This is a genomic window from Shewanella sp. Actino-trap-3 (assembly GCF_002836275.1).
In the GTDB taxonomy this organism is placed as follows: domain Bacteria; phylum Pseudomonadota; class Gammaproteobacteria; order Enterobacterales; family Shewanellaceae; genus Shewanella; species Shewanella psychromarinicola.
The window spans coordinates 2,662,464-2,682,593 of record NZ_PJCE01000001.1; the positions used below are offsets into that span (position 1 = coordinate 2,662,464).

The window sequence follows — 20,130 nt, forward strand, 5'->3', positions numbered from 1 at the left end:
TTAGAGGTTCATAATACTTAAAGAATTGGGTGGTATTGTGAACCTTGAAATAACTTTTATACAAAAACTATTTTTTATTTAAAGAGGATAATCTTCATGGGCGGCATCAGTATTTGGCAGCTTCTAATTGTAGCGTTAATTGTCATTTTATTATTTGGTACTAAGAAATTGCGTTCTTTGGGCGGTGATTTAGGTGGAGCAGTAAAAGGCTTTAAAAACGCCATGACTCCAGAAGATGAAAATAAATCATTAGACGATGATAAGAAATCATTAGAAGATGAAAATAAATCATTAGAAGGCAATGATCAGACTGCAGCGACTTCGCAACAGGCTGCAGAAAAGCAACCTGAATCTAAAGATAAACAGGCGTAATTTATTATGTTTGACGGTATCGGCTTTATGGAGCTGCTGCTGATCGGTATTTTGGGGCTAGTAGTACTTGGCCCCGAAAGACTTCCGGTTGCAGTACGTTCAATAACAGGTTGGATCCGCGCGCTTAAGCGCATGGCTAACTCTGTCAAAGATGAACTTGAACAAGAGCTTAAAATTGATCAGTTACATGCTGATTTAAAAAAAGCTGAAAGCAAAGGTTTAGCCAATTTGTCTCCCGAGTTACAAGAGTCAATTGATCAGTTGAAGAAAGCCGCTGAGTCTGTGAATCGACCGTACAAAGTTGAAGACACACCCCCTGTGGCGCCAAAATCATCACCTGACAAGTCTCCTTCTGTCGCAGAAGCTAAGTCATCCGAAATGACCAGCGAAAGCAGTTCAACTCCTAAATCTAACGGGTAATTCATGTCGCAACAGAAACCGCTTATTAGCCATTTGCTTGAATTACGCAACAAATTGCTCAAAGCCATTGGCAGTGTGTTAATCGTCTTTATTACTATGGTTTATTGGGCTAATGATATTTATCACTATATCGCCCTACCATTGATGCGATCTCTACCTGAAACGGGCAGTATGATTGCAACTGATGTTGCAGCTCCCTTTTTTGCACCGTTCAAGCTAACACTCGTGTTGGCATTCTTCATTGCAATTCCCTATGTACTTTACCAAGTGTGGTCTTTTGTTGCACCGGGGTTATACAAACATGAAAAACGTTTGGTTTTTCCCTTATTAGCCAGCAGTACCCTGCTGTTTTATCTTGGAATTGCCTTCGCATACTATATTGTTTTCCCTGTTGTTTTTGGGTTTTTTACCAGCGTAGTCCCTGACGGTGTTGAAGTCGCTACTGATATCAGCAGTTATTTAAGTTTTATTCTAAAACTGTTTTTTGCTTTTGGTTTAGCCTTTGAAATCCCCGTAGCCGTGGTTTTACTCTGCTGGGCTGGTGTCACCACACCAGATGAGTTACGCCAGAAACGTCCGTATATTGTTGTAGGAGCTTTTGTTGTTGGCATGATACTGACGCCACCCGATATCATCTCGCAAACTATGCTAGCAATACCAATGTTGTTATTGTTTGAAGGTGGCCTAATAGCCGCACGTTTTTACAGCAAAAAAGAAGACGAGCAAGAAGACGAGCAAGAAAATGAAAAAGCTGATGATTAAGCGATAAAGGAAGCCTCTACGGGCTAAGAAGCAAATAATAAGGAAGAATAAATGCGTTTAAGTTTAATTGTTGCTGGGATCATATTGATGTCGGCTAATGCATATGCCAATACTAATCTTGGTCAGCAATTGTCTAACTGTGCCGCTAAAACGGACAAGCTCGAGCGGCTAATTTGTTATGACGAGTTAGCCGCTAATGCTAAACCTAGCGCTCATATAATGACGACGACAAATACAACTAAGGTTGCTCCATCAGAGGTACCAAAACCGCCAGCTACACCTAATGTTGTAGCACCATTAGTTGCAAGCCCTCAAGTACTCAGTGTTGATGATTTTGGCTTAAAAACGAAAGTGGTAGAAGATGAAGTCGATAAAGTTTATTTTGAAGTATCTGCAGTTAAAAAAGCGCCATATGGCGAATTAATCATCACCTTTACTAATGGTCAAGTTTGGAAACAAAGTAGTCCTGAGCGTTATAAAGTCGATAAAGGTCAACGCATCTTTATTGAAACCGGTGCCTTGAATTCATTTCTGCTAGGCACTGATGATCGTAATGCGACGACCCGAGTTAGACGATTAAAGTAACTACAGCACTTTGATCTCATGACTCAATACATCGATATTGCAGTTAATCTGCTTAGTGACAGACTTAAGCACGACATTGACACTATTATCAATGACGCGGCGAAACACCATGTTTCGCCGTTAATTGTTATTGGCAGCGATCTCGATGAAAGTGCCGAAGCAATAAACACCTGCCAACAATATCCACAACAGCTCTACTGCACCACAGGTATTCATCCACACCATGCATCGTCTTGGAACGAACACAGCAAAACGCGTTTAACACAACTCGCTCGGCAAGACACTGTGGTTGCTATTGGTGAATGTGGGCTTGATTATAATCGCGATTTTTCACCGCGTCCGGCCCAAAGAAAAGTATTTGCAGCGCAATTAGAGCTGGCTTGTGAACTCAATATGCCAGTGCTGATGCATTGTCGTGAAGCACATGCGGACTTCATTGCCATTGTAAATGAGTACAGAGCTCTACTCCCTAATGCCTTATTACACTGTTTTACTGGCAGTAAAGATGAGTTAATCGAATGCTTAGCGGCTGATTTGCATATCGGTATTACAGGGTGGGTTTGCGATGAGCGCCGAGGACAAGAACTAGCACGACTAGTACCATTGATCCCCGACCACCGTATAATGGTAGAGACAGATAGTCCCTATTTACTACCGCGCAGTATGCGACCAAAACCTAAATCGAGTAAAAACTTACCTCAATACTTACCTTATATTGTTGAGTATATGGCAAATTTACGCCAGCAATCGCCTACATCATTAGCGCAAGCATGCTATAAAAATAGTCGTGATTTTTTCCAATTACCCGCAAATAAACACCTGAGCAGCCATTTATGAACACCATAATAGCTGAGGTTTTGCGCAAACTTAATCGATATAAGCCAAGGGTATTAATTGGGATGTGTTTAATCTTGATTAGCCACAGCAATTGGGCTGATACATTAACCACTATGCCACTGAGGCTCACGTCGGATTCGATTAGCAAAATTGAACTGCAAGACTGGGTTTACGCCAACAAAAGTGATGATATTGAAACGTTAGCCAGATTATTACAACAACCTGGAAATACCTGGCAAAAACTCAACCCTAAACAACCATACAAGATAGGCATTGAAAATTATTGGCTGAGTTTTAGTATATTTAACCCCAATGACCATTTGTCACGCATTATTGCTTTAGACAACCCTTTGCTCGACAGTATCAAAATATACCATATGATTGATGGTGATCTCGTCAGCACAGAAATAATGGGTGACACACTTGCGTTTAAACACCGTCCATTACAAAGTAATATTTTTTTATATCCTGTCCAGTTTAAGCCAGGTGAAACCCACACTTTTTACATCAAAATAGACAGTAAAGGCAGTATTAGGCTACCTCTGGTATTGTGGTCATCCAATGACCTGACTCAAATTACTGAAACTAAAAACTTATTTAATGGCATGCAAATAGGATTATTACTCGCTATTTGTCTGTTCAGTTTATTTATCGCACTTGCATCTACATCATATAGTTACAGTTATTACAGCGGTTATGTACTGGGGTTAACATTATTGACGGCGTCTCTGTATGGCGTCTCCTTTCGGTATTTGTGGCCTCAATGGCCCTTTATGCAACAATATATTTTTATCATTGTGATCCCACTTACACTGGGATGTTCATTGATGTTTACTGAAAAAGTATTGCAGCTCAAATATCATAATTTAAAAATGCTATACCTTTGTCGTATCATGGCTGTACTTTGTTTCAGTTTAACGGTCATTATGCCGTTTATTAATTACAGCTCTGCGTTATACATATTGGCTTTTGTGGTGTTAACTATCTGTACCATTTTAATGGCTTTCTCATTAATTCAAGCCTTTGGTGGCCAACGAAATGCACCTTTATATGCCATAGGTCGTATGGGATTAATGATTGGTTGCATTATTACCGGATTAATTTATATCGGCTTATTCACCCCCGATATGTCGCCACAAACGCCCATCATGATAGGACTCACCTTTGAAGTGCTCACCATGGCTGCAGTGCTCGCCTTGCGCTACAATGACGAACGTAAGGCCAAATTTAAAATCCAACAACAGGCATTAGCACAAGCTCAACGACTTCGTGAAACTCGCGAAGAAGCCCTGCGAAGTGAAGCCGAAAATAATGAAAAACTTGAGCAGATGGTACAAGAGCGCACCTTGGAATTAGAGATGACCTTACGTGAGCTCAATGAGGCCAACCAAAAGTTGACGGAACAAAATACCATTGATGGCCTGACAGGTGTAAAAAACCGCAGTGCTTTTGACCGACGCTTAATCGCCGAAGGTCGTATTAGTCGTCGTCAGCAGTCACCAATGTCCTTGTTAATGATTGATATCGATAAATTTAAGGATATTAATGATCAATATGGTCATCTTACCGGTGACTTCACAATACAAGCGATTGCGAATACACTGAGTGAATATTTAAAGCGTCCAACGGATCTCGTATCACGTTTTGGCGGTGAAGAGTTTGCTATTATTTTACCTTGCACTGATAAAGAAGGCGCCTTACTCGTTGCAGAGAAAATTCGCCGTTCCATTAGCGAACTCGCCGTTGTCCATAATGGGCACACGATATCAATGACGGTCAGTATTGGTGTGAGCGAGGCGATTATAGACAGTGATCAACATCCATTATTATTACTAGAACAAGCAGATAAAGCCCTGTACCAAGCTAAACGCAGCGGCCGAAATAAAGTCTGCTCTTACCAGCTCGAAACAGACCAGATCTAAACCAGGAGTCGAAAGTGAATATTATTACCAGTGCCTTCCCACAGCGCAGAATGCGCCGCATGCGTAAACATGAATTTAGCCGTCGTTTAATGTCTGAAAATACCTTAACGGTTAACGATCTTATTTATCCGATGTTTGTCTTAGAAGGTTTTCAACGCTCAGAAAAAATCGCCTCAATGCCAGGTATTGAGCGTTTCTCGGTTGATTTATTGATAAAAGAAGCCGCCGAACTTGTTGAACTAGGCATTCCGCTTATCGCACTATTTCCCGTTACACCTGTCGATAAGAAAAGCTTACTTGCTGAAGAGTCTTATAATCCCGATGGCTTGGTACAGCGTGCTGTACGCGAATTAAAGCAAGCATTCCCGCAGCTTGGTATCATGACTGATGTAGCCTTAGATCCCTATACCACTCACGGCCAAGACGGTATCATCGATGATACTGGCTATATCCTAAATGACATCACCACTGAGGTTTTAGTTAAACAGGCCCTATCACATGCTGCTGCGGGTGCAGATATTGTCGCGCCATCAGACATGATGGACGGTCGTATTGGTGCAATTCGCCAAGCCCTTGAAGAAAATGGCTTTGTTAATACCCAGATTATGGCTTACTCGGCTAAATATTCATCAAACTATTATGGTCCTTTCCGTGATGCAGTCGGCTCAACTAGCAATTTAAAAGGCGGCAATAAACACAGCTACCAAATGGATCCCGCTAATAGCGACGAAGCATTGCATGAAGTCGCATTAGACATCCAAGAAGGAGCTGACATGGTGATGGTTAAGCCTGGTATGCCTTATTTAGACATAGTACACCGGGTCAAAACAGAATTAGCCGTACCCACATTTGCTTATCAAGTCAGCGGTGAATACGCCATGCACATGGCCGCTATTCAAAACGGTTGGTTAGCCGAAAAAGCCATCGTGATGGAATCATTACTTTGCTTTAAACGCGCAGGGGCAGACGGTATTCTGACCTACTTTGCTAAACGTGCAGCACAGTGGCTGAAAGAGCAAAAGTAATTCAACCGTTTAAGTTCTGCTAAAGCCAATCTCTATCGGATTGGCTTTTTCATCTTGTACCACTATCGGCTCATTAACGTGATCTAGTTTGCATCATCAAACATGTCCCCTTAACACTCAGGTTTAAGCATGCTTGAATACTTAACCTCAAATTGGGTTACGGGGTGGAGTAAGCAAGCTAAAATCACAATATTTGACCTATTTCATATCAAACTTGTCATTCGTTTTGCTAACAAGGCAAAATGACCCGACAACAGGTCAATGGATTGCGCAAAAGAGATGCAAATAGCTGTTTTAAGAGTATTTATTACTCCATACTGAGTATGCCTTACAGTACAGTCTTCACTTCTTAAATGAGACATTATCATGAACAATAGCGTTAGAACTTTATTGGCAACAACCGCACTCTTTTTCAGTACTCAAATGTTACCTATGGTCGTATCTGCAAATGCAGGTTGCGCGTTTGAAAAAGATCAACAAGGCTTTATTGCCACATGCAGCGAGGAGAAACAAGAAGTGATTTTAACCGGCGTGATCCAATCACAAACGATAGCGAGTGAATTGCCAGGCTATGCTGAAGGCTTTGCTAACTATCAAGTTGATGCAAGTGCAATTGATGTACTTAAGGCAATCAAAGAACCGACAAAAATTGTGGTTATCATTGGCACTTGGTGTCCTGATTGCCATCGAGAAACACCGCACTTTATGCGAATTATTGAAACCGTAGCCAATCCCAACATTGAAGTTGAATACATTGGAGTCGATCGCAATAAGCAGGATCCTGAAGGGCTTGCGGCAAAATATGCATTCAGCCGAATTCCAACCTTTATTGTGCATCAACAAGGCAAAGAAATGGGCCGTATTGTTGAACGACCTACGGTCAGTTTAGAAGCCGATTTAGTCAAAATATTACAGTAATGGTTAATCGTTTAAGCATAAAAAAGGTCGCATAAGTGCGACCTTTTTTTATTCAATTACGGCCATTATATTATCTTGCATTCAACCTCTGGCTGATGCAGCAATACGATCGGCTAGCAGTTGCAACACGCCTTCGCGAAGTGCACCACCAGCAAGATGTAAGCGACTAATCGATAAACTTTCAAACAACGCAATTAATATCGCCACTCCCGCGGAAAAAGTGGGCGCTTGTTCGGCATTTAAGCCTTTAATCCCTCGAAGTCTGGCATCCGATTGCGATAATACTTCATCTCGAAAAGCATACAAAACATCTAGAGTCATCACCTCGGAGAGCTGTCGATGCTGTAACACCGACACCACTGACTGAACGGCTCCAGAAGCCCCCACAACACTTTGCCAACCTAAGTCGAGCAATTGAGGACGATGTGGTGCCAACATGGTATTAACGTAATCTATAGCCTGTTCAAAGTCGCTGATGTTAACTGGCACTTGACTAAAAAATCGTTGATTAAATAGCACGCAGCCCATTGGCAAACTGGTTTTAAACAGCACCTGGCTCCCATCACCGATAATAAACTCGGTACTCGCGCCGCCAATATCAATAACTAAACGGCGTCCCTTACCTTTAGTCGTGGCAACCATACCTTGATAAATAAGCTCAGCTTCTCGCAACCCCGAAATGACCTCAATTTGATGCTGAAAAATAGGCATCGCTCTTTGGTGAAATTCATCGGCATTACGGATAACCCGCAAGGTAGCTGTAGCAAATACAGCCACATTATCACTATTAATATGATGTTGCGCCAGCATGTCAGCAAACATAGCCAAACACGCTAAGCCACGCTGCATAGCATGCTCAGACAAAATGCCATCATCACCAATACCTTCGGCAAGGCGAACTTTACGTTTATATTTAGCGATAACAATCGGTTTATTACCTACCGAATTAGCCACCAACATATTAAAACTGTTAGAGCCTAGTGTTATCGCCGCATAGGGTTGAGATACAGTTAGCAATGGCATTGACTATGGTCTACGAGTCCTATGACGTGGTGGACGCGAAGTATTACCACCACTTCGATGCGCACCTTTACTTCCGCCATCACGCGTACGAGATGTAGGAGGCTTACGATGAATACGTGCCGGAGGCGGAATATCATCTAATAGTGCATCACGATCATAATTAGAAACGGGAATCGAATGGTTAATGAAGGTTTCAATTTCAGGTAAATTCATTGCGTATTCTTCACAAGCAAAACTAATTGAAACGCCTTTTTGTCCCACCCGACCTGTTCGACCAATACGATGAACATAATCTTCACAATCATCTGGTAAATCATAGTTATACACGTGTGAAACGTCAGAAATATGTAACCCGCGCGCGGCGACATCTGTTGCCACTAAAACGTCGATAGCACCAGAGGTGAATTGCTCAAGAATACGAATACGCTTCTTTTGTGGTACATCGCCAGTTAATAAACCGACTCGATGACCGTCACCTTCTAAATAAGACCACAATTTGTCACAGCTGTGTTTTGTGTTCGAAAACACAATTGCTTTATCAGGCCAATCTTCTTCGATTAAGCTCAATAATAATCGCATCTTATCTTCCATCGACGGATAGAAAATCTCCTCTTTAATATTTTTAGAGGTTTTTTCTAACGGTTCGATTTCAACTTTCTCAGGATCATTCATATGATCATAAGCTAATTCCTGCACTTTCATCGACAGCGTGGCAGAAAACAGCATATTCAAGCGTGACTTAGCATCAGGCATTCTGCGGAATAAAAAGCGAATGTCTTTAATAAAGCCCAGATCGAACATACGGTCAGCTTCATCAAGCACCACGGCTTGAATGTGGCTTAAACTGATGACACCTTGACGCACGTAATCGATAATACGTCCAGTGGTACCAATTAAAATATCAACACCCTTATCCAATACAGCGCGTTGAGTTTCATAGCTTTCGCCACCGTAAACAATACCGACTCTTAAGCCTGTATGTGCCGCTAATAAGTTGGCATCTTTAGCAATCTGTATTGCTAACTCGCGTGTTGGCGCCATAATAATAGCGCGAGGTTCGGTTGCTTTGCGCCCCTCAGGTGCAGCAACGGTTAATAAATGGTTAAATGTGGCCACTAAAAAGGCCATGGTTTTACCGGTACCTGTTTGGGCTTGTCCGGCAATATCCTTTGCATTAAGTAAAATAGGTAAAGATAACGCCTGTATTGGCGTACAAAACTCAAAGCCGTTCTCGTTTAACGCCGCTAGTACTTCGGGCTTTAAAGGGAAGTCGGCGAATTTCTGGGTCGATAAATGTGTTTGGCTCATAGCACAAGCATACCTGTAGGGGTTGCAAAAAAAGATTCGATCGTTTGAAATAGCTACATTACTAAAACGGTCTCTTGAAAAGCTATTTAACTGACCCAATATACATCGTAAGCCATTAATAAACTAGCAATGGAACCAAATCCGGAGAACAACATGAGCGATAAAATTATATACCTAAGCGATGACAGCTTTGAAAACGACGTATTAAAGTCTGAAACACCCGTATTAGTCGACTTCTGGGCTGAATGGTGTGGTCCTTGTAAAATGATTGCCCCAATCCTAAACGACGTTGCTGAAGAGTATGCAGGCAAACTGACCGTGGCAAAACTAAACGTAGACCAAAACAGCGTTTCACCAGCGAAATACGGCGTCCGCGGTATTCCAACATTGTTAATGTTCAAAGGTGGCGAACTAGTGGCAACCAAGGTTGGCGCACTTTCAAAGACACAACTGAAAGAGTTTATCGACACTAAAATCTAAGTAGAAATAGCCTAAAAATGTTAATCGGCACAAGTTTTAAACAGTTTGTGCCGCTTTAAAATAATATTTAGCCTAAATTTGTGGACGCCCAACGTATATAGTGCTAATTTATTCATCAGATCTTTTCAACTTAACCTCTTCTCGCTTATCAATCATAAAATATCTTTTCAATCCTACTGATTGATTGCGGTTAGCTTCGTCGCGCAACACAAGACTCCCATACATGAATTTAACAGAATTAAAAGACACGCCAATTTCGGATCTAGTTTCTCTTGCTGAAAGCATGAATCTGGAAAATATGGCTCGTACCCGTAAACAAGATATCATCTTCTCTATTTTGAAAGCTCACGCCAAAAGCGGAGAAGACATTTTCGGTGGCGGTGTATTAGAAATCCTCCAAGACGGATTTGGATTTTTAAGAAGTTCAGATGGCTCATACCTTGCGGGTCCTGACGATATTTATGTTTCACCAAGCCAAATTCGCCGTTTTAACATGCGTACTGGTGACAGTATTTTTGGTAAAATCAGACCGCCGAAAGAAGGCGAAAGATACTTTGCACTTTTAAAAGTCAGTGAAGTCAACTTTGATAAACCAGAAAGTTCTCGCCACAAAATCCTGTTTGAAAACTTAACCCCACTTCATGCTGAAGAACGTCTTCGTATGGAACGTGGTAATGGTTCAACAGAAGACATCACCTCGCGTATCCTTGATCTTTGTTCACCGATAGGCAAAGGCCAACGTGGGTTGATTGTTGCGCCGCCAAAAGCCGGTAAAACATTATTACTGCAAAGCATTGCTCAAAGTATTACTTACAACAACCCGGATGTGGTGTTGATGGTATTACTGATTGACGAACGTCCTGAAGAAGTGACCGAAATGCAGCGCATGGTTAAAGGTGAAGTTATTGCTTCAACCTTTGATGAGCCAGCAAGTCGTCACGTTCAAGTTGCTGAAATGGTTATTGAAAAAGCCAAACGCTTAGTTGAGCACAAAAAAGACGTAGTCATTTTATTAGACTCTATCACCCGTCTAGCTCGTGCATACAACACCGTTATCCCATCATCAGGTAAAGTCCTTACCGGTGGTGTTGATGCCAACGCACTTCACCGCCCAAAGCGTTTTTTCGGTGCTGCACGTAACATTGAACACGGTGGCAGTTTAACTATTATCGCTACCGCACTTGTTGATACCGGTTCGAAAATGGACGAAGTCATTTACGAGGAATTTAAAGGTACAGGTAACCAAGAGTTACACCTTTCTCGTAAGGCGGCAGAAAAGCGTGTGTTCCCAGCGATTGATTTCAATCGTTCAGGTACACGTCGTGAAGAAAAATTAACCACAGCTGAAGAACTTCAGAAAATGTGGATTTTACGCAAAATTCTTCATCCAATGGATGAGGTCTCTGCAATGGAATTCTTAATCGATAAGTTGGCTATGACCAAAACGAACGAAGAATTCTTTACCGCAATGAAACGCGCGAAGTAATTATTTACTGAATCGCCAAATCATTACAAAAATGCCGCTACTTTAGCGGCATTTTTTTGTTTAAATAATAATAAGCTGTAGCTAGAAACTGCAGCGGACTTCGTCCTACTAGTACGCTTCGCAGCGATTAAATCAATCTGCATCTCGCTTTTTCAGTAAACGAAGGGATCGCTATCATCGCTTGATATCGATTTTCAGCTTTAGCTTTTAGCTCGTAAGCACCTAGCTCTTAGTCTCTTAGTCTCTTTACCGTTTGCTATCGCTATTCATCGCTTTGACCGCTTGATATCGTATTCTACCGCTAGCTACCATTTACCTGCTTTAGCTCCTATAGCATCTAGCAGCGAAGCGATCTCGCACCTAGCTCTTATCCGGTTTTTATTCGATTTTACCGCTTGTTATCGTATTCTACCGCTTGCTACCGTGTACCTGCTTTCGCTCTTATTCGCGCTTGTGCCTGACTGAATGACGATATGAATAATCTTCATTGCCTATAACGTCGACACATATGGCACCTCAGGTAACCCCAGAGAACGGCCGAGAATAATATAAACCAGCATACTTGCCATCCCTAACAACATTAAATAGCCAAACAGCATCTTAGCAAACTTGAGCATGGCAAAACGGTGCGCAACCAAACCCCATTTCACCACTACTCGATATAAACCAAACACCGCATGAATCGTGACGATGGGCAATAACAACACATATGACGCCCATGTATTAAAGTGATATACCCGCTCAGCAGAAAGATACGGGCCAGTCTCAGGGGGTGTCATCATGGTAAAAAAGTGGATCGGGACGAGAAAGAACAACAAAAAGCCAGTGATCATTTGCCAAAACCAGATTTTAGTTTCTTCATGGGGTAAAAAACGCATTTGATTACGTAAAGCTCGCCATTGTCCAATTTGAGTAGGGAAACGACACAAGGCTGGGACCGCATGGATCGCGACGACTAATGATATAAAGCAGAAAAATATTTGCGTCAACAGAGAGTAGCCATGATCGGTTTCACTGAACACGCCACCTTCTATAAATTGTGCCACTTGATAAAAAGCTTCTTTACCGAGTAAAAGACTCGACTCAAACTGCAGATGCATCACTAAAAAAAGCCCAAGCACCACTCCAGATAGACTTTGCAGTTTATCTATTAGATCAGCCCAAACGGGATTAGCAAACCCTTTAGCAGTATTGGCACCACTGCCGGCTTTAGTTTGCAAAGAATTCGCAGCCATAAATCATCACTTCCAGTCAGGCACAATAGCAAGCATTGACCATATCAAGAGTTGTTGCATAGCTGCAAATAACGACAATCAAACCGTGATAATGTTCACCTACTATTAGGCTGTAGTTAGAAGCCGATCACACAAAGAATCAAATAAACAGTCAAATGATACTGACATTTAACTAACTATAGTCACTAGCATTCAGCAGTTGAAATAATCGAAAGAATAATTCTGAAATGTGATCCAACTAAAAGCGACCACTCTTTAGCTTAAAAATTTACGGGCTAGATGCTTTTGCATCAATTGCCTTTTTTTGCTCCATAAACTTAACCGTAAAGTGCCCCTTTGCGCCGAGCTAAAAACCAATAAACACTCATGGACACGAGCATCTTAAAATAACTTGCGTATAATGAGCGCCAATTTGATATTACTTTTACCACAGTTAGGAAAATCCCATGGCTTGGATCCAATTACGCATTCACACTCATCGCGATAACGCCGACATGCTTGGCGACTTATTAATGGATCAAGGTTCTATTTGTATCACTTACGAAGATGGCCAAGACGAACCTATTTTTGAACCAAAGCTAGGAGAAACTCCGCTGTGGCAAGATACTGTAATGATTGCATTATTTGATGCAGGTACCGACTTAGCGCCGACAATCGAATTTTTAGAATCTATGCCATTTTTAGGAAAAGGTTTTCAGCATAAAATTGAACAAGTAGAAGATAAAGACTGGATACGCGAATGGATGGACAGCTTCCACCCTATCCAATTTGGTGAACGCTTATGGATATGTCCTAGCTGGCGTAAAATTCCAGATCCGACGGCGGTTAACGTCATTCTCGACCCCGGTTTAGCGTTTGGTACTGGCACTCACCCCACAACGGCCTTATGTTTAGAATGGTTAGATAGCCTTGATTTATCAAACCAAGAAGTCATCGACTTTGGTTGTGGTTCAGGCATTTTAGCCATTGCAGCCATTAAACTCGGTGCCAAGAAAGTCACTGGTGTTGATATTGATTATCAAGCCATTGACGCCTCAAAAGCCAATGCTGAACGTAACGACGTAGTCGATAAACTGGCACTGTATTTACCAGAAGATCAACCCGCTAACCTACAGGCCGATGTATTAGTCGCTAATATACTTGCCGGCCCATTAAAAGAACTCGCGCCATTGATAGCCGAAAAAGTGAGAGTGGGTGGCAAACTAGCACTCTCGGGTTTATTACAAGAACAAGCCCAAGATGTATCCGACTTCTACAGCCAATGGTTCATCATGGATCCCGTTAGCAACAAGGAAGACTGGAGCCGCTTAACTGGGGTACGCAAGTAGCCAACACGCAGAAAAATCGCACTCAATTAACCATAATTGAGTGCGTCAGTCCTCGTTTACAGGTCATTAACATCAATTATTGACACTTAGATACAGAAAAAGTCTCTCTGCAACTCGCACCAGTGCTCAAAAATAGTCGAAAAACCTCATTTATTAGTCAAAGATGTGACGGCTAATGAAAGTCAAGCAAAAAAGTTGCATTTAGGTCATTTATTGACCTTTTCACAGCCGTGAAAAAGGGCTACTATAGCGCCCCTTTGGAGAGCAAGGTGAAGTACATAATGCAAATTGGCCCGTATCAACTGTCTAATCAGCTGATTGCCGCACCAATGGCAGGTGTCACCGATCAAGCCTTCCGAAATCTCTGTTTACGCTATGGCGCAGCTTTGGCCGTATCAGAAATGCTTTCGTCGAACCCCGATGTTTGGGACAGCGATAAAAGCCGTCAGCGCATGATGCATTCTGGCGAAGAAGGGATACGCTCGGTACAAATAGCAGGTGCAGATCCTGATTTAATGGCCAATGCCGCTAAGTTCAACGTTGAACAAGGTGCGCACATCATTGATATCAATATGGGCTGCCCAGCAAAGAAAGTGAATAAAAAATTTGCGGGTTCAGCGCTAATGCAAAGCCCCAGCTTAGTAAAAGAGATTTTACAAGCCGTGGTCGCAGCAGTGGATGTACCAGTAACGTTAAAGATCCGCACAGGTTGGGAGCCTGAACATCGTAATGGTGTTGAAATAGCCCAAATTGCTGAAGATTGTGGTATTGCCTCGCTCGCCGTTCACGGCCGAACAAGACAATGCATGTACAAAGGCTTTGCCGAGTACGACACTATCAAAGCAATTAAACAGACTGTCTCAATTCCTGTTATCGCCAACGGGGACATCGACACACCGGAGAAGGCCAAGTTTGTACTTGACTACACTGGCGCCGATGCCCTGATGATAGGAAGAGGTGCACAAGGAAGGCCATGGATTTTTAAAGAAATCCTACATTACCTGGAAACAGGTAAAAAGTTAGCGCCAATTAAGGCAGAAGAGCAACGCACAGTAATGCTTGAACACCTTAAGAAACTTTGTGACTTATATGGCGAATACAAAGGTGTCCGATTTGCTAGAAAGCATGTCGGGTGGTACCTAAACCATGAGGGACAGCGTCAATTTCGTGCTGACTTCAATAGGCTTGAAACCGCTGCCCAGCAACATTCCTTCGTAGAATGTTATTTTGATGAATTAGTTTAGAATTTAATAAAGAGCAGAATAGAATGTTTGATCAGACAACTAACACAGAAGTTCACCAGCTTACCGTAGGCAAAATCGAAACAGCAAACGGCACTATCAAGCCGCAGTTATTACGTGACGCAGTTAAACGTGCCGTAACTAACTTCTTCTCACAGTTAGACGGTCAGGAAGCTTCTGAAGTATATGAAATGGTATTGTGCGAAGTTGAAGCGCCTTTACTAGACATCATCATGCAACACACTCGTGGCAACCAAACGCGCGCTGCTAATATGTTAGGTATCAACCGTGGTACTTTACGTAAGAAATTAAAGAAATATGGCATGAACTAAGACTTAGCGTCTAAGTGATTGTAATAAAACGGGCTTTCCAGCAATGGAAAGCCCGTTTTGTTTTATCCGTTACCCCCATAATGACACACCACTTATCACCAAGCGTTAAAGACGATGAGAAACATCCCTTTTTAATGACTAATGTGCCTGTAGCCGAGTGATTTTCTCTGTAGCAATGGTATGGCTACAGCTGAGCCCACTATTACCTCGATAATTTTTACAGCCCCAAAAAGCCCCACGGGCACTTTCTCTTAAGGTCATATCAGCGCCACATATGTTGCACAATGGTGCCATGTGACCACAATTATCGTTTAAGCAAATAGTGAAACCTTTAGCGCGTTTGCGAGTCATTGGGCTGCCACAGAGATCACAGCCTGCTTGTTTGTGATCGCATAATGGAGAATGTGAGCAGGAGAAAAATGACTTAAACTTGCCGGTTCCCGGTATTAGCGTGCCCGTAGTACATTGAGCACATTTGATCTGCTCAAACAGTGTTTGCACCAAAGACCTACTGAATTCATTCTGTTCAATGGCATAGTGCTGCTGAATAAGTTCGACCAAAAATGGGCTGGCATTGGTCATATCGGCTAACACGTAAACCCGATGCTTTGCTCGAGTCAGTGCGACATAAAATAATCGCCGTTCTTCGGCAAATTCAAAATCTTCAGCTTGAGGCAAGAAAGCGTCGAGTATTGGTGGGGTCATTTTTTTTGACGGAAACCCATGTATGCCTTGTGTCAGCCCCATGATCACCACATAGTCAGCCTCTTTACCTTTGGATGCATGAAACGATAAACACTCAATCACTAACATGGGGTAGTTAACCGTTAACTGACGCAGCAGATCTTTATCTGGCAGCTGAAACCAAAAGCGTGCCAGTAAGTATACTGTCGGTTTAGTTGTGGGCTTATCAGTGGCTTTAGCTACGCGGACAGACAGCGCATTCAAGGCTTGCTCTAATGCATTGCTACTCGGTTCATCTTTGGTTGCGCCCTCATTGGCGCCGCGGCGAAGTATTGATATCGCAGGATCGACAACCTGTACTAACGAATGAATATTTTTGTTGATTTGATTAGGGTTTTTGCTCACAAAGGCACTGGCTACTTCGCCGATACGGTTATTAAATCTAAACGTAAGGTCTAAATATGTTTCGGTAGTATTGCCAAAATAGCGCGAAAATTGAGTCGTTAAGCTGACATCCGCACCACTGAAGCGATAGATGGCCTGCCAATCATCTCCAACACAAAATAGTGAGGTATCAGTGTTGCTCGTATTCGCTCTCGAATCTCGCAGGGCACGCACTAAACGCGCTCTAGGTTCTGAAATATCCTGAAGCTCATCGACCATAATATATCGCCACGGGCTAACATATTGGCCGCTTTGCAGATAACCGAGCGCTTTAGCGATCATATCTTCAAAGTCGATATCACCGCTGGCAGATAAATGCTGCTGATATTGCTGTAAAATGGGCTGCAACAATTCAAACGCTTTACGGGTTTGTTGAGGATCGCCAGCATTGGCAAATATCTGCTCTAAGCCTTTTTCATCAACACAAGCCGCTTTGTATAAGCCGATTAACTGACTGAACAGTTTAGCCAACTCAGTCACTCGTCCTAGCTTATAAAGGGTTGCCAATATGGCGTCGTCAGGCAATGGCGAATAGTTAACTTTAAATACCGTTAAGGCCTGCTCGAGCCTGTTGATTAACTGATTTTTTTTGTGCTGATAATAAAATAATTCAATGCAGTTAGTTTGATGTTTTTTATGTAACTGACGTTGCCACTCCATTGATGCAAAATACGCAGCGTTATCGATATAAGGCGCAGTATTATTGGCGCCATCGATAGCGTAATACTCAATGTAAACGTGATGTTGTGGAAGATAAAAATCAGCTTGATACTGACGAAAATCAACTGTACTGACGTCATATTCATATTTGGCTTCATACTGATATTCAATGCCATTAATAAATAACCAATTGGCGATATACAGCTCAGCAAAGCTTTTCACTCTTTCGCCTTTTAATGAGCGGATGTCGTTATCATTTAGATATTCAAAGTAATCACCTTCGGTGGTAAATTCGAACGGGTTTTTCTCCACGTAATAAAAATGACTAAAGTAGTCGAAAACTTGTTTACGATAAGGCTCATCTTCAATCAAGGTTTGTAAGCGATTGTGCACCCATTTATCTTTAGCCTGCTCATCGTTTACCCAAGGTGACAAGCTGGGGTTAACACCTTCAACCTCGGCAATGATTTTCAATCCTAAACTATGAAACGTACTCGCCTTAATATCATCGGTGCCAAGCTGGTGTTTAATTCGCTGGTCCATTTCTTTGGCGGCTTTTTTACCATAAGCCAATAATAAAATATCATCCGCTTGAGCTTGACCACTGGCAACTAAATACCCCGCGCGGCCAACCATTACACTGGTTTTACCGGTTCCCGCACCCGCTAACAGCAGATTGTTATCGTCGTCAATAATACATGCACGGCGCTGTTTATCGGTTAATGGGTTTGATTCGACATGATCGAAAAAGTCAGCAAACGCGAGTAATTGAGATTGAATATAATGCTCACGAATATGCTCCACATCCGCATTATTCCAGTGGTAAAAATCGCGCAATTGAGTTAACGCCGCGCGTGTTTTTGTGGGCAATTCGACGCTGTCACTCCAGGGAAACCAGCGGCGGTATTCTCGCTCAATTCTCGGGCGTATTTTGTCAACCAATGACCGGCGTAAATAACGGCTCGATATTGCTTTTTCAATTCGAGATATCAAATCACATAACTGGTTTGCATGGGATAAGGCCCAGAGTAATTCGACTTGTTGTTTAAAATGAGACTTAGCGAAATAGCTCAGAAATGGAATTTGATAACAAGTACCGGCGGCATTCACACTTAGCAAGCTACCGAGTAAACTGGCACTAAAAATTGGCGGGTGATCTAACTGCTGCCACGATAGATGGCCAGCATTGAGCAATTGATGAGTCTGTCTAAATCGTGCTAAAAACTGGCCTTGAGTTGAAATAAAGGTGATGCCCTCTGTCGTTAACTCAAGCGCATTGGCACTGCGCTGATACAAATGTCCAAACCAACTGTGAGGGATATGTTTAACTGAATATTCTGCTGACAATGTAAAACCTATGACTAAATGGTTTCAGGGGTTAACCGACTAATATTGAAGATAACTTTACAGCAAATAATTAGCCATTACGGATTTAAAGCAATAATACACCTCGTCGGCATTTAAGTGAATGTGCTAAGCAACTCACAGGCTTAACGAAGAGCCCCCCGAAATGTTGTCAATAACCTGTAGTGCGATACCGCCTTAAGTGTAACTCGGCGCTCGACGGCCTATTGAACACCCGATAAATTCTCGAAAAATGCTCATCTACATCCGCATTGTTGACATGCTGGTCGCCGTTGATGACATAACTGCAGCCAGATACCGACTAAGGGATTGTTTGTATGGTGAAGTGGACCCAAACAATTATTTACATATCAATTAGCCATAATTATCGCCTTGTTCCGTTGTCGTTAAACTAAAACAAGCCAAATCAATCTAGTGCAACCAGATTAAATAGCGCTGAATCGTCTACTCAATAATGTATAAATTGGCACCGAATATGTGAACCAGCTAACAAAACCATTACGAGTAAATTGAAGCCATTCAAAGATGCATATAATATACATGTAAATTATGTGCATCTTTGGAGTGGCTCATGTCAACACCGCAAACAACTGAACAGTTATCACTATTATCGCTGGTTGATTTAATCGATCATATTGAAGCGACTCACCATAGGTATATCCGTGAAACCGCGCCATTATTGATTGAGTACACCGAAAAAATGCTTCGTGCTCATGGTGATGATCATGATGAGATCAAACCATTGGCGCAATGTGTACGCGAGTTAATTGACGAATTAATGCCCCACTTGATGAAAGAAGAACAGATCCTGTTTCCAGCGATTAAATCCCTCAGCTTAGGTCAGCCTGTCAATGGCTGTTTTGGCCATATTGGCAACCCGATTAACATGATGTTGCACGAGCATGATAATGCCGACCTCATGCTTCATACTATTCGACGCTTAACCAATGACTACACTATTCCTGCAGGCGTTTGCCACACATGGCAAGCATGTTATCGCACCTTGGCTGAATTTGATGCCGACTTACAAACTCATATTGACGTTGAAAACACCCTATTGTTCCCCAAAACATTATCACTATAATTTACTCAAATCCCCTTCTTGAGAAGCAACGCCGACTTAACCCAAGCGGATTTGCTTCCTTTTTTTAGCGAAACTTCATACAGTAACATTGCCAGCAATATTATGGAGTCAGTATGTCCCCTCATCATTACCCAACATTTGCCCTAGACGACATCGCCAATTTACATGAGTCTGCCCAAGTAGAGTTTAAGTTAGCGGGTGGACGAGACGGCAAGGGTACTTTGCCCGAAGGCATGTGGGAAAGCTACAGCGCTTTTGCCAATACCTTAGGCGGTGAAATTATTTTAGGCGTAAAAGAACTGCATGGTGATTTTACGATTGAAGGGATTGTTAATCCGATGCCGATGCTCAGTGAAATTTGGACAATTTTACAAAATCCGAAAAAAATCAGTCACAATATTTTAGCGCCGACTGATGTGCAAATTATCGAAATCATGTCTAAAAAGCTTATTCGCATCCATGTACCCTGCGTCGACGTAAAAATAAGACCTATCTACGTCGGCACCGATCCTTATAGCGGCACCTACTTTCGTGTAGGTGATGCTGATATGCATGCTAGCCGCGAGCAAGTGGAACAAATGAGCCTTAAAGCAGGTATCGACCTAAAAGGCTAAATCCG

At 42.2% G+C, this 20,130-nt stretch carries 19 protein-coding genes; 15 read left to right on the forward strand and 4 right to left on the reverse strand.

From position 1 onward, the window contains the following. Nucleotides 1-96: 96 nt before the first annotated feature. The 8 genes from tatA (at nt 97) to CXF80_RS11330 (ending at nt 6,841) form a co-directional block, all read left to right on the forward strand. On the forward strand, nt 97-372 hold the full coding sequence (gene tatA, locus CXF80_RS11295; RefSeq protein WP_101032960.1) for a twin-arginine translocase TatA/TatE family subunit: 276 nt from the start codon (nt 97-99) through the stop codon (nt 370-372). Nucleotides 373-378: 6 nt separating this feature from the next. After that, nucleotides 379-792, forward strand: a complete 414-nt coding sequence (gene tatB / locus CXF80_RS11300; protein ID WP_101032961.1) for a Sec-independent protein translocase protein TatB — start codon at nt 379-381, stop codon at nt 790-792. Nucleotides 793-795: 3 nt separating this feature from the next. Then, nucleotides 796-1,554, forward strand: a complete 759-nt coding sequence (tatC, locus tag CXF80_RS11305; RefSeq protein ID WP_101032962.1) for a twin-arginine translocase subunit TatC — start codon at nt 796-798, stop codon at nt 1,552-1,554. 51 nt (nt 1,555-1,605) lie between these two features. Next, the gene (locus tag CXF80_RS11310) at nt 1,606-2,139 is read left to right on the forward strand and encodes a hypothetical protein (RefSeq protein WP_101032963.1); all 534 of its coding nucleotides are present in this window, start codon (nt 1,606-1,608) and stop codon (nt 2,137-2,139) included. Between the two features lie 18 nt (nt 2,140-2,157). Beyond that, nucleotides 2,158-2,976, forward strand: a complete 819-nt coding sequence (locus CXF80_RS11315) for a TatD family hydrolase (RefSeq protein ID WP_101032964.1) — start codon at nt 2,158-2,160, stop codon at nt 2,974-2,976. Then, entirely contained in the window at nt 2,973-4,898 is a 1,926-nt protein-coding gene (locus tag CXF80_RS11320) for a sensor domain-containing diguanylate cyclase (protein WP_101032965.1), read from the forward strand. Before CXF80_RS11315 ends, CXF80_RS11320 begins: the two co-directional genes overlap by 4 nt. A 14-nt stretch (nt 4,899-4,912) precedes the next feature. Beyond that, complete coding sequence (hemB, locus tag CXF80_RS11325) at nt 4,913-5,923, forward strand: porphobilinogen synthase (RefSeq protein ID WP_101032966.1); 1,011 nt, start codon at nt 4,913-4,915, stop codon at nt 5,921-5,923. A gap of 366 nt (nt 5,924-6,289) precedes the next feature. Beyond that, a complete protein-coding gene (locus tag CXF80_RS11330; protein WP_101032967.1) occupies nt 6,290-6,841 on the forward strand; it encodes a thioredoxin family protein in 552 nt (183 codons plus the stop codon). A gap of 81 nt (nt 6,842-6,922) precedes the next feature. Here CXF80_RS11330 and CXF80_RS11335 read toward each other — a convergent pair whose 3' ends face one another. Then, nucleotides 6,923-7,864, reverse strand: a complete 942-nt coding sequence (locus CXF80_RS11335) for a Ppx/GppA phosphatase family protein (RefSeq protein ID WP_101032968.1) — start codon at nt 7,862-7,864, stop codon at nt 6,923-6,925. 3 nt (nt 7,865-7,867) lie between these two features. Continuing rightward, the gene (gene rhlB / locus CXF80_RS11340; protein WP_101032969.1) at nt 7,868-9,172 is read right to left on the reverse strand and encodes an ATP-dependent RNA helicase RhlB; all 1,305 of its coding nucleotides are present in this window, start codon (nt 9,170-9,172) and stop codon (nt 7,868-7,870) included. A 153-nt stretch (nt 9,173-9,325) separates the two neighbouring features. Here rhlB and trxA point away from each other — a divergent pair, with 153 nt between their 5' ends. Beyond that, nucleotides 9,326-9,652, forward strand: a complete 327-nt coding sequence (trxA, locus tag CXF80_RS11345) for a thioredoxin TrxA (RefSeq protein ID WP_101032970.1) — start codon at nt 9,326-9,328, stop codon at nt 9,650-9,652. Nucleotides 9,653-9,875: 223 nt separating this feature from the next. Next, entirely contained in the window at nt 9,876-11,138 is a 1,263-nt protein-coding gene (gene rho / locus CXF80_RS11350) for a transcription termination factor Rho (RefSeq protein ID WP_101032971.1), read from the forward strand. Nucleotides 11,139-11,629: 491 nt separating this feature from the next. Here the strand turns inward: rho and CXF80_RS11355 are convergent, their stop codons facing one another. After that, nucleotides 11,630-12,373, reverse strand: a complete 744-nt coding sequence (locus CXF80_RS11355; RefSeq protein ID WP_101032972.1) for a fumarate reductase cytochrome b-556 subunit — start codon at nt 12,371-12,373, stop codon at nt 11,630-11,632. A 446-nt stretch (nt 12,374-12,819) separates the two neighbouring features. Here CXF80_RS11355 and prmA point away from each other — a divergent pair, with 446 nt between their 5' ends. The 3 genes from prmA to fis all read left to right on the forward strand — a co-directional run bounded on the left by prmA (nt 12,820) and on the right by fis (nt 15,274). Then, nucleotides 12,820-13,701: a 50S ribosomal protein L11 methyltransferase gene (gene prmA / locus CXF80_RS11360; RefSeq protein WP_101032973.1), complete on the forward strand. Its 882-nt coding sequence runs from the start codon at nt 12,820-12,822 to the stop codon at nt 13,699-13,701. A 281-nt stretch (nt 13,702-13,982) separates the two neighbouring features. After that, nucleotides 13,983-14,945, forward strand: a complete 963-nt coding sequence (gene dusB, locus CXF80_RS11365; RefSeq protein ID WP_101032974.1) for a tRNA dihydrouridine synthase DusB — start codon at nt 13,983-13,985, stop codon at nt 14,943-14,945. 23 nt (nt 14,946-14,968) lie between these two features. After that, nucleotides 14,969-15,274 carry a DNA-binding transcriptional regulator Fis gene (gene fis, locus CXF80_RS11370; protein WP_011635942.1) on the forward strand — a complete coding sequence of 102 codons (306 nt, stop codon included), beginning with the start codon at nt 14,969-14,971 and terminating at the stop codon, nt 15,272-15,274. Nucleotides 15,275-15,412: 138 nt separating this feature from the next. Here fis and CXF80_RS11375 read toward each other — a convergent pair whose 3' ends face one another. Beyond that, nucleotides 15,413-18,409 carry a UvrD-helicase domain-containing protein gene (locus CXF80_RS11375; RefSeq protein WP_101032975.1) on the reverse strand — a complete coding sequence of 999 codons (2,997 nt, stop codon included), beginning with the start codon at nt 18,407-18,409 and terminating at the stop codon, nt 15,413-15,415. Between the two features lie 589 nt (nt 18,410-18,998). On the opposite strand from CXF80_RS11375, the gene CXF80_RS11380 reads away from it, so the two are divergent. Beyond that, nucleotides 18,999-19,511 (forward strand): hemerythrin domain-containing protein, encoded by a 513-nt coding sequence (locus CXF80_RS11380; protein ID WP_101032976.1) that lies wholly within the window; start codon nt 18,999-19,001, stop codon nt 19,509-19,511. Between the two features lie 113 nt (nt 19,512-19,624). After that, a complete protein-coding gene (locus CXF80_RS11385) occupies nt 19,625-20,125 on the forward strand; it encodes an AlbA family DNA-binding domain-containing protein (protein WP_101032977.1) in 501 nt (166 codons plus the stop codon). Nucleotides 20,126-20,130: the final 5 nt, after the last annotated feature.

What these genes read in the sequence shown, in the direction of transcription:
- rho (WP_101032971.1), top strand. Translation starts at nt 9,876, where the DNA reads ATGAATTTAACAGAATTAAAAGACACGCCAATTTCGGATCTAGTTTCT.
- tatB (WP_101032961.1), top strand. Translation starts at nt 379, where the DNA reads ATGTTTGACGGTATCGGCTTTATGGAGCTGCTGCTGATCGGTATTTTG.
- prmA (WP_101032973.1), top strand. Translation starts at nt 12,820, where the DNA reads ATGGCTTGGATCCAATTACGCATTCACACTCATCGCGATAACGCCGAC.
- CXF80_RS11355 (WP_101032972.1), bottom strand. Translation starts at nt 12,373, where the DNA reads ATGGCTGCGAATTCTTTGCAAACTAAAGCCGGCAGTGGTGCCAATACT.
- tatA (WP_101032960.1), top strand. Translation starts at nt 97, where the DNA reads ATGGGCGGCATCAGTATTTGGCAGCTTCTAATTGTAGCGTTAATTGTC.
- CXF80_RS11330 (WP_101032967.1), top strand. Translation starts at nt 6,290, where the DNA reads ATGAACAATAGCGTTAGAACTTTATTGGCAACAACCGCACTCTTTTTC.
- CXF80_RS11380 (WP_101032976.1), top strand. Translation starts at nt 18,999, where the DNA reads ATGTCAACACCGCAAACAACTGAACAGTTATCACTATTATCGCTGGTT.
- tatC (WP_101032962.1), top strand. Translation starts at nt 796, where the DNA reads ATGTCGCAACAGAAACCGCTTATTAGCCATTTGCTTGAATTACGCAAC.
- CXF80_RS11310 (WP_101032963.1), top strand. Translation starts at nt 1,606, where the DNA reads ATGCGTTTAAGTTTAATTGTTGCTGGGATCATATTGATGTCGGCTAAT.
- fis (WP_011635942.1), top strand. Translation starts at nt 14,969, where the DNA reads ATGTTTGATCAGACAACTAACACAGAAGTTCACCAGCTTACCGTAGGC.
- trxA (WP_101032970.1), top strand. Translation starts at nt 9,326, where the DNA reads ATGAGCGATAAAATTATATACCTAAGCGATGACAGCTTTGAAAACGAC.
- CXF80_RS11385 (WP_101032977.1), top strand. Translation starts at nt 19,625, where the DNA reads ATGTCCCCTCATCATTACCCAACATTTGCCCTAGACGACATCGCCAAT.
- rhlB (WP_101032969.1), bottom strand. Translation starts at nt 9,172, where the DNA reads ATGAGCCAAACACATTTATCGACCCAGAAATTCGCCGACTTCCCTTTA.
- CXF80_RS11335 (WP_101032968.1), bottom strand. Translation starts at nt 7,864, where the DNA reads ATGCCATTGCTAACTGTATCTCAACCCTATGCGGCGATAACACTAGGC.
- CXF80_RS11315 (WP_101032964.1), top strand. Translation starts at nt 2,158, where the DNA reads ATGACTCAATACATCGATATTGCAGTTAATCTGCTTAGTGACAGACTT.
- dusB (WP_101032974.1), top strand. Translation starts at nt 13,983, where the DNA reads ATGCAAATTGGCCCGTATCAACTGTCTAATCAGCTGATTGCCGCACCA.
- CXF80_RS11320 (WP_101032965.1), top strand. Translation starts at nt 2,973, where the DNA reads ATGAACACCATAATAGCTGAGGTTTTGCGCAAACTTAATCGATATAAG.